The sequence below is a fragment of the Massilia sp. LXY-6 genome (assembly GCF_051233485.1).
GTDB lineage: Bacteria > Pseudomonadota > Gammaproteobacteria > Burkholderiales > Burkholderiaceae_D > Telluria.
Map to the genome: position 1 here is coordinate 1 of NZ_JBKFGF010000041.1, position 12174 is coordinate 12174.

General features: G+C 68.1%; 10 protein-coding genes. 8 read left to right on the plus strand and 2 right to left on the minus strand.

What is annotated here, in order from left to right:
- Positions 1-169: 169 nt before the first annotated feature.
- Both ACI48D_RS18685 and ACI48D_RS18690 read right to left on the minus strand, forming a co-directional pair.
- Positions 170-3325 (minus strand): S8 family serine peptidase, encoded by a 3156-nt coding sequence (locus ACI48D_RS18685; protein WP_435572750.1) that lies wholly within the window; start codon positions 3323-3325, stop codon positions 170-172.
- Between the two features lie 41 nt (positions 3326-3366).
- Positions 3367-4113: an NF038120 family PEP-CTERM protein gene (locus ACI48D_RS18690; RefSeq protein ID WP_435572751.1), complete on the minus strand. Its 747-nt coding sequence runs from the start codon at positions 4111-4113 to the stop codon at positions 3367-3369.
- A gap of 395 nt (positions 4114-4508) precedes the next feature.
- Between ACI48D_RS18690 and gspG the strand changes: the two genes are divergently transcribed.
- From gspG to ACI48D_RS18730, 8 genes are all read left to right on the plus strand, one after another.
- The gene (gspG, locus tag ACI48D_RS18695; RefSeq protein WP_435572752.1) at positions 4509-4961 is read left to right on the plus strand and encodes a type II secretion system major pseudopilin GspG; all 453 of its coding nucleotides are present in this window, start codon (positions 4509-4511) and stop codon (positions 4959-4961) included.
- A 36-nt stretch (positions 4962-4997) separates the two neighbouring features.
- Positions 4998-6185, plus strand: coding sequence for a type II secretion system F family protein (locus ACI48D_RS18700; protein ID WP_435572753.1), 1188 nt, complete (start codon positions 4998-5000; stop codon positions 6183-6185).
- Between the two features lie 14 nt (positions 6186-6199).
- Positions 6200-7885: a GspE/PulE family protein gene (locus tag ACI48D_RS18705; RefSeq protein WP_435572759.1), complete on the plus strand. Its 1686-nt coding sequence runs from the start codon at positions 6200-6202 to the stop codon at positions 7883-7885.
- Entirely contained in the window at positions 7878-8687 is an 810-nt protein-coding gene (locus tag ACI48D_RS18710) for a hypothetical protein (RefSeq protein ID WP_435572754.1), read from the plus strand. Before ACI48D_RS18705 ends, ACI48D_RS18710 begins: the two co-directional genes overlap by 8 nt.
- The gene (locus tag ACI48D_RS18715) at positions 8684-9229 is read left to right on the plus strand and encodes a PilN domain-containing protein (protein ID WP_435572755.1); all 546 of its coding nucleotides are present in this window, start codon (positions 8684-8686) and stop codon (positions 9227-9229) included. Before ACI48D_RS18710 ends, ACI48D_RS18715 begins: the two co-directional genes overlap by 4 nt.
- Positions 9226-9807: a hypothetical protein gene (locus tag ACI48D_RS18720; RefSeq protein WP_435572756.1), complete on the plus strand. Its 582-nt coding sequence runs from the start codon at positions 9226-9228 to the stop codon at positions 9805-9807. Before ACI48D_RS18715 ends, ACI48D_RS18720 begins: the two co-directional genes overlap by 4 nt.
- On the plus strand, positions 9804-10367 hold the full coding sequence (locus ACI48D_RS18725) for a hypothetical protein (protein WP_435572757.1): 564 nt from the start codon (positions 9804-9806) through the stop codon (positions 10365-10367). Before ACI48D_RS18720 ends, ACI48D_RS18725 begins: the two co-directional genes overlap by 4 nt.
- A partial coding sequence (locus ACI48D_RS18730; protein WP_435572758.1) for a secretin N-terminal domain-containing protein occupies positions 10367-12174 on the plus strand: 1808 nt, incomplete at its 3' end. The genes ACI48D_RS18725 and ACI48D_RS18730, both read left to right, overlap by 1 nt.

A 12174-nucleotide genomic window follows, 5' to 3' on the forward strand; every position in this document is an offset into this window, starting at 1 on the left:
CACGATATCGTGCAGAACTGCGATATGCTCAGGCTTCAGTGCTGGCGGCCTGCCGCCGGGATGGACCGACGGGACAGAACCGTCGAGTGAACGTTTCGTCGCCATAGCATGCTCCTTCCATACCCCAATAGCATGCCACACCTACGTCATTCATTTCGTCTACACCCTGTTAGATGCCCGAATCTTGCTGGATTACGGCGCGCTCAACCGGCTCGCCCAGCGGGATCGGGTTGTTGGTCTCCACCAGGAACACCGTGGTGGCGGCCGGAGCGCCAGTCGGGTCCTTCAGTTGGATCGCGCCGGCGAAGCGCTTGCCCGCGGCCAGGCCCGACCAGCTGGCGCTGAGCGATGCCGTGCTGCCCGCGTAGACCTTGGCCGGCAGCAGCACCTTGAAGTTGCCGTTACGGTCGGTCGAGGTCACGACGGCCGACGACAGCTGGTAGGTGGCCGTTGCCTTGTTCGGGGTCGCATAGCCGACCACGCACACCTTGTAGGTGCCGGCGGCCGGCGCGTTCAGCGACACGATCTCGTTCGAGCCGGTGTTGCCCGAGTAGGCCACCAGGTTGCCCGCCGGGTTCAGCAGCGCGAGGTCAAGGTCGGTGCCCTGGCCGCCGCCCTGGGTGTCGCGGTCGAACAGTTCGAACTGCGCGAGCAGGGTACTGGCCGGGACGGTCACCGAGGTCACGCTCACGCCGCTGCTGGCGGCGCGGCAGGCTGCCTGCACCAGGGCGGTGGTGTCGACCGAGCCGGAGGCGGCCTGGTCGACGGTGTTGCTGGTGCGCGTGATTTCCTTCAGGCCGCCATAGGCTGCGGTCAGGGCGCCGGTGAAGCCGGTCGTGATCGACAGCGTCTTGGTGGCGCCGGTCTTGGTGCTGGTGATCAGGCCCGGGGCCACGATCGGCTGGCCGGAACGTGCCACCACCGGCACGCGCACGACGTGGCCGGCGCCATCGCTCCAGCGCAGCGAACCGAACTGCCAGGCATTGTTGGCCGCGGTGGTGCGGGTCAGGGTCAGGTTAAAGGGCTTGGACTCGCCCGGCTGCAGTACCAGCGAGGTCGGGCTGACCGCCATCGAGAAGCCCTGCATCGAGCCGCTCGGCGTGTAGGTCGCGGCAGTGGCGCCGACGTTGGTGACCGTGCGGGTGACGGTGACCGTGCCCAGCACGTTGCCGACCGAGATCGACGGCAGGTTCAGGTTATAGCCGGGAATCGAACCGCCCGTGCAATTGGTGACCACGCCCAGGCCGCACAGGTATTTCTGGTAGTCGGCCTGGACGGCATTGAACACCAGGCCCGGATCGCTCGCGCCATTCGGGTTGATGTGGCCGGCGCCCTGGCCGAAGGGCAGGATGCCGCGGGTGTCGCCGCTCGCGATGGTGTCCGGGAAGGTGTCGGTGGCGCTGGTCATCAGGGCCGACTTGATCATCGCCGGGGTCCAGTCCGGATGCTGTTGCTTCAGCAGGGCGGCGATGCCGGCGACGTGCGGCGCGGCCATCGAGGTGCCCTGGTAGGACGCCCAGGCGTTGACCGGGGCGGCGGTGCCGTTGACGACGTTGGCGCGCTGGGCGGCCGTCATTTCCGGGGTCACGGAAGCGATGATGTCGACGCCGGGGGCGGCCAGGTCGGGCTTGAGCTGGTTGCCGTCGTAGCGGTTCGGGCCGCGCGAGGAGAACGAGGCGACCACCGGCGCATTCACGCTCGAGGTGCCGGTGACGAAGGTGGTCATCGCGGCGGTCGAACCCTGGGCCTGGGCCTGGGCGTAGGTCTTGATGGCGGCGCCGTCGGCGGCGCTCACGTGCACGGTCGGGACCGCGTGCACTTCGGCCACCAGGCCGGCGCCGTTGTCGATCTCGACCATGCCGACGCCGCCGGCATCCTTCACCGCCTGGCTCTTGTCGAGGCGGGCGTTGGTGCCGCGGGTGCAGGTGACGACCTTGCCGGCGACCTTGGCCGGATCCAGCACCGGCACGCCATTGTTGCTGGCGGCGCTGTAGCACAGCGTCACCATGGTCGGATTGGCGCCCGGCAGGGCGGCCTGCTCGGCGGTGATCATCGGCGCGGCCGGCAGCGCGGTCGTGATCATCGAGGCACCGGTGTACTTGCTGCCGTTGCCCAGGATGACATCGGACTGCAGTTCGCGGTTGTGGGTCGAGGCGGCGACGGTCGCCTGCCATGGGCTGATGTGGGCGACCTGGTTGGCCGGTCCGTCGTTGCCGGCCGAGGCCGAGACGAACACGCCGGCGTTCGAAGCGTGCAGGAAGGCCTGCTCGACCGGGTCGGTGACCGACGTGCCGCCGCTGATCGAGAAGTTGATGACGTTCACGCCGTCGACCACGGCCTTTTCGATGGCCGCGACGCTGTCGCCGGTATAGCAGCTGTTCTTGCCGCCGGTCGCGTCGGTGGCGTCGTTGTACGACCAGCACACCTTGTACATGGCGATGCGCGCGCGCGGGGCCATGCCGGAGACCGGGCCCAGGTTTACGCCGCTGACGATCGCCTCGGCGCCGGCATTGCCGCCGGCGGTGCTGGAGGTGTGGGTACCGTGGCCGCCGTGGCCGAGGTTGCCGCCGATCGAGTCGCGCGGCGAGCGGAATTCGGTCCAGTGGGTAGTCTTGCCGACGGTCAGATAGGTCGCGTCGAAGAACTGCGCGCCGATCAGCTTGTTGTTGCAGTTGGCGACGGTGAAGCCTTCGCCCGGCTGGCAGATGCCTTTCCAGGACGACGGCGGTGCGTCGTAGGCCAGGGTGGCGCTGCCGTCGAAGGTCGGCTTGCCGTTCGCATCGACGCGGTCGGCATAGGCCGGGTTTTCCGGCCACACGCCGCCGTCGACCACGCCAATGATGATGTTTTCGCCGGCCTTGCCCTTGCCGCCCAGCTTGGTCCACAGGCCGTCCGACTTGTCCAGGCCCAGGAAGTGGGAGGTGTAGGTGGTGACCATCTGGCGTGGAGTGTCCGGGGTCACCGCGGCGACGTCGCTGCGGGCCTGCAGGGCGCGCACTTCGTCGTCGGTCAGCAGGGCCGCGAAGCCGTTCAGCACCACGCTGTAGTTGTACAGCACCGGCGCGTTGGCCACGGTGGCGCGCACGACCGACTGTTTATCGCTCAGGTAGCCGCTGTACAGCTGCACTTCGCTGGAGTCGATGTCGAGGCGGTTGCCCGGCTCGGGCTGGGTGGCCGGCAGGCCGCTGATGTCGCCGGTGTAGGAAGCCACCGGCTTGTCGGCCAGCTGGACGATATAGGGACGGCGGACGTCATCGGCCTGGGCGCTCATGGCCAGGCCGGCGAGCAGCAGCGCAACGGCTGCGGAAAGCGGACGCATCTTCATTCTGGTTTTCCTCTCTTGTCGTTGTTATTCGATGGCGTCGCTCAGGCCTTGCGGCGGCGGCGTGCGGCAATCATCCCCAGGAGGCCGAGGCCGGCGAGGGCGGCGGTGGCCGGTTCCGGCACGTCGGTCATCGCGATGTTGTCGATCGCGAACTGGCCCTTGTCGCTGCTGAAGGCGCTGCAGCTGCCGGCGCTGTCGCACGAGTAGCCGAACACCAGGGCTTCGACGAAGGTCGTGTTGGCGAAGGCGCCGGTGGTGTCGAAGCGGTTCAGCTGGAAGCCGCTGGCCGTCGGCCCGTTCAGCACGAAATCCTGGAGGACATAGTGGGTGCTGTCGGTGAATGCCTGGATGCGGATCAGGCCGGACACCGCCGGGTAGCTGGCCAGGCTCGCGCTGCTGCCGACGAAGCTGGCGTCGAAGGACTTGATCTGGAAGCCGGCGCCGCTGGTGAACACGATGTCCAGGTAGGTGTCGTTCAGGGCGGCGTAGTAGGTGCCGTACTTGTTGGCGGGGCAGGCCATCGATGAGGTGTCGCAGGTCGAGTCGACGCCGTCGATGAACGCTCCGACCAGGTAGCCTTCGCCGCCGCCGGCCACGTTCGCGTAGAAGCCGATGCTGTAGCCGTCCTGCTCCCACATCTCGGTGCCGCCGACCGGGCCGGCATAGCCTTCGAAGTCGATCAGGCCGGCATGGGCGGGCGCCGCTGCGGCCGCTGCCGCCACCAGGGTGGCACCGAGGAGTTTGTGGAAGCTGCCGCGTTTGGCGGCGGGATGCGAATTCCGAATCATGAGATCTGCCTTTATCGTTATGGTTGAATCGCGTCCAACCCGGCGGCCGGACGCAGGCTTTGATACACCGATGGATTTACTCGGTTGCAATGAAATATAGCAACAAGAACAATATTGGTGGAAAAAAACTTAACGTTTTTTTCATGCTTATTTTGATACTTTTAAGAATTTAGTTTGGTTTCTACTGGTAAATTCATGCGGTCCGTGGCGCATTGGTCACTTTTAATTTCTGCAACAAATTTGCGACAAATCGATAAACTCCTCATGGATGGGTACACACTCATCGGTTTGGCTGTCGCATGCCTGTTTCGATTCATAAAAAGAAATTGTCTGTGCGCTAAGTGACGTGGTAGCCTTGCATGGCTAGGCTTTCCAAAAGGCACAAAGGAGCGGGAATGGTTTCAGAGCTGTACCGGGACGCAAAACGTGGTGCAAGCGGCGCACGCAGCGGAGGTTTCACGCTGCTCGAACTGCTGGTGGTGATCGTCATCATCGGCCTGCTGGCGGCCTACGTCGGCCCCAAGTATTTCTCGCAGCTCGGTAAGTCCGAAGTCACGGTCGCGCGCGCCCAGATCGAAGCCTTCGAGAAGTCGCTCGACACCTATCGCCTCGACGTCGGCCGTTACCCGAGCACCGAGGAAGGCCTGAACGCCTTGATGACGGCGCCGCCCACGGCTGCCGGCAAGTGGAACGGCCCCTACCTGAAGAAGGGTGTGCCGGCCGACCCCTGGGGCCACCCCTACCAGTACCGCGCGCCCGGCACCAAGAGCGAGTACGAGATCGTCTCGCTGGGCAAGGATGGCCAGCCGGGCGGCACCGGCGAGGCCGCCGACATCAGTTCGCAATAAGCGCAGCACCGGCTTTCTTCTTCTCTTCCAGCTCCCATGCAGTTCGCGGTTCGTACTCTCGCTCCCGACATGAGCATCGCCAGCGTGGTGGTCGATGCTTCGGATGAGGCGGACGCCCGACGCCAGGTCGAGGCGCGCGGCCTCTACGTCAGTGCGGTCGAGCCGGTGCGCGGCGCGGGCTTCACGAGCAGGCGCGGCGGCAAGCTGTCGCTGGTGCTGTTCAGCCAGGAGCTGCTGGCCCTCCTGACCGCCGGCCTGGGCATCGTCGAAGGACTGGAAGCCCTGCTCGAAAAGGAAGCCAGCCCGGGCACCTGCGCCGTGCTGGAGCGCCTGCTGGCCGGCCTGCGCGAGGGCAAGCGCCTGTCGGGCGTGCTGGCCGAGCAGCCGGTCCTGTTCCCGCCGCTGTACGTCGGCATCGTGCGCGCCGCCGAAGGCACCAGCGACCTGCCGCGCGCGCTCGAACGCTATATCGAATACCAGCAGCGCATCGACGCCGTGCGCTCGAAAATCGTCAGCGCCTCCATCTATCCGGTGATCCTGCTGGTGGTCGGCGGCGGCGTCTCGATCTTCCTGATGTCCTATGTGGTGCCGCGCTTCGCCGAGGTGTACCAAGGGGCCGGGCGCAATCTGCCGTGGATGTCGCGCCTGATGCTCGAATGGGGCCAGTTCGCCGGCCGCCACGCGGGCGGCCTGCTGCTGTCCTTCGCGGCCGCGATCGTGCTGGCCGGGTGGGGTATCCGGCGCGTGCTGCGCCAGGGCGGGGCGGCGCGCCTGCTGGCGAAGCTGCCCGGCATCGGCGAGCGCGCCCGCGTCTATGAATTGTCGCGCCTATACCTGACCCTGGGCATGCTCAACGAGGGCGGCATCACGCTGGTGAGCGCGATCGAGACCGTGCAGGGCATGGTCTCGCCCGGCATCGCCGCCGGCCTGCGCGCCGCCAAGGGCGCGATCGAATCCGGGCGCCCGCTGTCCGACGCCTTCGAAGCCAACGGCCTGACCACGCCGATCTCGCTGCGCATGCTGCGCGTGGGCGAGCGCACCGGCGACATGGGCCCGATGCTGACCCGCTCGGCCGCCTTCTACGACGGCGAGATCGGGCGCTGGATCGACCGCTTCACGCGCAGCTTCGAGCCGCTGCTGATGGCCGCCATCGGCCTGGTGGTCGGCGCCATCGTGGTGCTGCTGTACATGCCGATTTTCGACCTTGCCGGAGACATGTCGTGAGCGCCGGCCTGGATATGTTCGATCCCGCATTGCTGGCCCGTGCGCGCGCACAGAGCCGCCAGACGCAGCGCTCGCTGGTCGAGGAGCTGCAGGCCTTGTCCGGCCAGGAACCGCGCCAGATCGTGCGCCGGCTGGCCGAGCCCTTCGGCCTGACGGTCATGGAAACGGCCGAGATGTTCGGCCAGCAGCCGGCCTTCGACCTGCTGCCGCTGGCGCATGCGATGGCGCGCCACTGCGTGCTGCTGCGCGATGCGCAAGGGCTGCTGACCGGCGTGATCGCCGACCCCTTCGACCTCGACCTGCAGACCTGGCTGGCCGCGCAAGCCGGCTGCACGCAAGCGCGTCCGCTGCATCTGCGCCTGGCGCTGGCCGGCGACATCCAGGCCTACCTGGGCAAGCAGGAAGAATCGGCACGTGCGGTCGACAGCCTGGTGGGCGACGGCGGCGCATCCGGGCTCGATCCGCGGCGCGACGGCAAGACCGCGTCGGTGCTGTCCTTCGCATCCGTCTCCGAGGGCGCCAGCCCGGCCGTCAAGCTGGTCAACTCGACCCTCTACGATGCGCTGAAGGCCGGCGCTTCCGACATCCACCTGGAGAGCACCGCCAGCGGCCTGTCCGTGAAATACCGCGTCGACGGCGTGCTCGATCATGCGGCCTCGGTCGGCGGCATCGAGCTGGCCGAGCACATCATCTCGCGCCTGAAGGTGCTGGCCGAACTCGACATCGCCGAGCGCCGCATCCCGCAGGACGGCAGCTTCCGGGTCGAATCGGGCGGCCGCGAGATCGACCTGCGCGTCTCCATCATGCCGAGTATCCATGGCGAGGACGCGGTCATCCGTATCCTCGACAAGCGCGCCATGATCGAGTCGTACGGCTCCTTGAGCCTGGAGGCGCTGGGCTTCGACGCGCCCTCGCTGGCGACCCTGCGTTCGCTGGCCCAGGAAGCCTACGGCATGCTGCTGGTGACCGGGCCGACCGGTTCCGGCAAGACCACGACCCTGTACGCCGCGCTGACCGAGATCCATAACGGGCGCGAGAAGATCATCACCATCGAGGACCCGGTCGAATACCAGCTGCCCGGCATCCTGCAGATTCCGGTCAACGAAAAAAAGGGCCTGACCTTCGCCAAGGGCCTGCGCTCGATCCTGCGCCACGATCCGGACAAGATCATGGTCGGCGAGATCCGCGACCGCGAGACCGCCGAGATCGCGGTGCAGTCGGCCCTGACCGGGCACCTGGTGCTGACGACGGTCCACGCCAACAACGTGTTCGACGTGTTCGGCCGCTTCACCCACATGGGCATCGACCCGTATGCCTTCGTGTCGGCCCTGAACGGGATCTGGGCGCAGCGCCTGATCCGCATGAACTGCCCGCACTGCGCCACGCCCTACACGCCGGACGACGCCGAGCTGGCGTCCGCGCACCTGCAGCGGGACGAGGTCGGCGGCTACCTGTTCATGCGCGGGAAGGGCTGCGGCGACTGCCGCGGCACCGGCTACAAGGGGCGCCGTTCGATCGCCGAGATCCTGACCCTGAACGACGAGATCCGCGAACTGATCGTCGACAAGCAGCCGATCCGCCGCATCAAGGCCGCAGCAAGCGCCAACGGCACCCGCAGCCTGCGCCTGGCGGCGCTCGACCTGGTGAAACGCGGCGCCACCACCATCGAAGAAATCAAACGGGTGACCCTGCATGCGTAAGTGGTTCGGACAGTCGCTGCGGCTGGGTGTCGCGCCGGACGGATTGGCGCTGGTGCGCACCAGCATCTGGCCGCACGAGCGCGCGCAGCTGCTCGGGCAGGCGCGGTTTGCCGCGAACGGCGCCGATGCCATCGCGCGCGAAGCGGACTTGCTGCTGGCCGACTACAGGAACGAGGGCTGGGCCCTGCGCGTGGTGCTGTCGGACGAACTGGTACGCCTGTGGCAGGTGGCCCCCCCGAGCGGCGCGGCCCGCATGACCGACCTGGAAGCCGCCTGCGCAGTGCGTTTCCAGTCGCTGTTCGGCGCCAGCCCGGCGGGCTGGCAGATCCGCGCCGACTGGAGCGCCACCCAGCCCTTCCTGGCGGCCGCCATGCCGCAGGCCCTGCTGGCGAAGCTGCTGCGGGCCGCCGCCGATCACGGCTTCCGCGTGGTCGAAGTGGTGCCGCAATTCGTCGCCGCGCTGAACCAGCACCGCTCCTTGCGGCGGCCCGGCGCCTGGTTCGGCCTGGTGCACGGCGGGGTGCTGAGCGTGGCCGCCTTCGACGGCAAGCAGCTCGCCGCGGTGCGCACCGCGCCGATTCCGGAAGGCGCCGACCGCGACTGGCTGGAAGGCCACATCGCGCGCGAGGCGCTGCGCGTGGGCCTGGGCCGGCCGGAACGCCTGCAGGTATGCGGCCCGGCGCCGAAGGGCTGGGCCAGCAGCGCCGGACGCCTGAAATTCGCCTGCACGCTGTTCGAGGACGAGCTCGATCCGCTGTGGCCGGACATCGCGCGGCTGGCGATGACGGGGAGGGTGCCATGAAGAAGGTGCGCATCGATTTCGCGCCGCCCAGCCTGGCGCGCGGCGTGCTGTGGGCGTCGCGCCCGACCTGGGCCGTGGTGCTGATGCTGGCCGCGACCGGCGTCACGCTGGTTCTCGCCTGTACCGGGCTCCAGCGACAGCAGCGGGGACTCGAGCAGCTGCGGACAATGGTGCGGATACCCACGCAGGCGCCGCCACCCGGCGTGGTGGCCGCGCGCCCGCCCGTGCCCGAGGCCCAGGCCGGCGCCGTGAATGCCGCCGTGCTGCAGCTGAACCTGCCCTGGCGCGCGCTGCACGACGCGGTGCAGGCCGGCACGCCGGCCAACATCGCGCTGCTGGCGCTGGAACCCGACGCGAAGAAGAGCACCGTGCGCATCACCGCCGAAGCGAAGAGCAGCGACGACATGATCGCCTACGTCGAGCAGCTGCAGAAGGTCGAGTGGTTCAGCGCCGTCAGCCTGGCGCGCCACGAGATCAACGACCAGGATCCGAACCGGCCGATCCGCTTCCAGCTCGATGCGCAGTGGAGGGAAACGCAATGAAACCGGTCTCCTTCGGCGGCGTGATGTTGCGGCTGCAACTGGCCGTGCGCGCCAACCCGCTCCTGGCCGGCGCCGGCGTGGCCTGGTTCGCCTGCCTGGCCGCGCTGGCCTGGACCGTGCATGCGCATTCGCTGGCGGAGGATGAGCGCAATGCCCTGATGGCGGCGCGGGCCCGCAGCGCGCGCCTGCCGGCGCCGGTGGTCGTCGCCGCGGCGGTGCCGGCTCAGCCAGGCGATGAGCTGGATGCCTTCTACGCGGCCCTCGGCCCGCGCCGCTACGCCGAACAGCAGGTCAAGACCCTGTTCGCGCTGGCCGCGAAGAACGGGCTGTCGCTGAGCCAGGGCGAATACAAGAGCGCTTACGACCGCAATGCGCGCGTCCATACCTATCAGGTGAATTTACCTGTGAAGGGCAGCTACGGCGCGATCTGGCAGTTCGCCATGGGCGCATTGCGCGCGATCCCGTTCGCGTCGCTGGACGACATCAGCTTCCGCCGCGACACCATCGGCGACCCGGCGGTGGAGGCGCGCCTGCGCCTGACCCTGTACCTGAAGGACGTTCCCGGAGGCGCTCAATGAAGCCGCGCCATCTCGTGCTGGGAGCCGCGCTGACGGGCGCCGCGCTGCTGGCCGTCTTCGGCGACAGGTCGCCCGATGGCGAGGTCGCCGAAGCGGTGGAACGCGCGCCCGGCCCGCGCCCGCCGCCGCCCGCACCCGCAGCAGCCGCGCCCGCGCCGACGGCCGTGACCGCCAGTACCGGCACCGGCGCCGGCAGGACGACGATCCTGGCCCTGGTGCCGCGCGAGACCCTGATCGGCGACAGCGACGGCAACTTCCGGCAGGGCGAGCATAGCGTGTTCGGGCGCCAGGACTGGACGCCGCCGCCGCCGCCGCCGGCACCCGCGCCGCCGCCGCCGCCGCCGAGCGCACCGCCTTTGCCCTTCACCTTCATCGGCAAGTCGCTGGCCGACGGCGCCTGGGAAGTCTACCTGGCGCGCGGTGACCGCACCTACGTCGTGCGCGACCAGGCCGTGATCGACGGCATCTACCGCGTCGACGCCATCGCGCCGCCGATGCTGACCCTGACCTATCTGCCGCTGAATAAGGTTCAGCAGCTCAATATTGGAGTGTTCGACTGATGTTTCGTGTGTCACGTACCCTGTCGGTCCCCCTGGCGGCAGCCTTGCTGCTGTCCGGTTGCGCCGGCCAGATGGCCTACCGCGAGGGCAATGCGCTGCTGGCCCAGGACAAGGTCGAGGCCGGCCTGGTGAAGTACCAGGAAGCGGTGGCCGCCGATCCGTCGAACGCCGCCTACAAATCGGCCTACCTGCGCGCGCGCGACGGCGCCACCAACCGCCTGCTGACCCAGGCCGACCGCGAGATCGCCGACGGACAGGTGGCGCTGGCCCTGCAGGATTACCAGCGGGTGCTGGCGATCGACCCGGTCAACGACCGCGCGCGCGCCGGCCTGCGCCAGGTCGAGGCCGACCGCCGCCACGCGCTGCTGCTGGAGGAGGCGCGTAGCGCGGTCGACCGCAAGGACTACGACGTCGCGCGCCAGAAGCTGGGCGCGATCCTGAGCGAGCGCCCGAGCCACGAGCCGGCGCGCCTGCTGCTGGCCGAGGTCAACGAGCAGAGCGCGGCGGCCCCGGGCGAGGCGGCGCTGGCGCAGGCCTTCAGGAAGCCGATCAGCCTGGAATTCCGCGACGCCCCGATCAAGCAGATCTTCGAAGTCATCGCGCGCCATTCGGGCCTGAACTTCCTGTTCGACAAGGACGTCAAGACCGACCTGCGCGCCTCGATCTTCCTGAAGAACAGCACGGTCGAATCGGCGGTGTACTACCTCTTGATGACCAACCAGCTCGAGCGCCAGGTCATGGACGGCAACACCATCCTGATCTACCCGAACGTGGCGGCCAAGCAGAAGGAATACCAGGAGATGACGGTCAAGACCTTCTTCCTGGCGAACGCGGAGGCGAAGAGCATCGCCAACACGCTCAAGACCATCCTCAAGTCGCGCGACGTGGTGGTCGACGAGAAGCTCAACCTGGTGATCCTGCGCGACAGCCCGGAAGCGGTGAGGCTGGCCACCCAGCTGGTACAGCTGCAGGACGTGCCGGAGCCCGAGGTCGTGCTCGACGTCGAAGTGCTCGAAGTGCAGCGCAACCGCCTGCTCGACCTCGGCGTGGACTTGCCGACCACGCTGTCCTTCGCGCCGATCGTGACCGCCGGCTCCGGGCCGCTCACCATCGACCAGCTGCGCAACATCGGCGTCAGGAGTATCGGCGTTTCGCCGATTTCGGCGTCGATCACCGCCAAGAAGACCGACGGCGACGCCAACACCCTGGCGGCGCCGCGCATCCGCGTGCGCAACAAGGAAAAGGCCAAGGTCGTCATCGGCGACAAGCTGCCGACCATTACCACCACCATCTCCTCGGGCGTGGGCGGCTTCGCTTCGGAGTCGGTGAACTACGTCGACGTCGGCCTGACCCTGAACGTCGAGCCCACCATCTACCTGAACAACGAGATCGGCATCCGCATCTCGCTCGAGGCCAGCACCCTGGTCGACACCATCCAGACCAAGACCGGCACCACCGCCTACCGCATCGGCACGCGCTCGGCCGCCACCATGCTGCAGCTGAAGGATGGCGAGAACCAGGTGCTGGCTGGCCTGATCAAGAACGACGAGCGCAGCAGCGGTACCAAGCTGCCGGGCCTGGGCGACCTGCCGATCGTCGGCCGCCTGTTCGGCAGCGTGCAGGACACCCACGACAAGACCGAGGTGGTGTTGTCGATCACGCCGCACCTGGTGCGCAACATCCAGCGCCCGGCCGCCAACGCCGCCGAGTTCAACGCCGGCACCGAAGCCAGCTTCCGGCGCCGTCCGGACGGCGCGGCGCGCGCGCCGGCCCAGCTGCCGGCGCAGGCCGGCGTCCCGGCGGGACA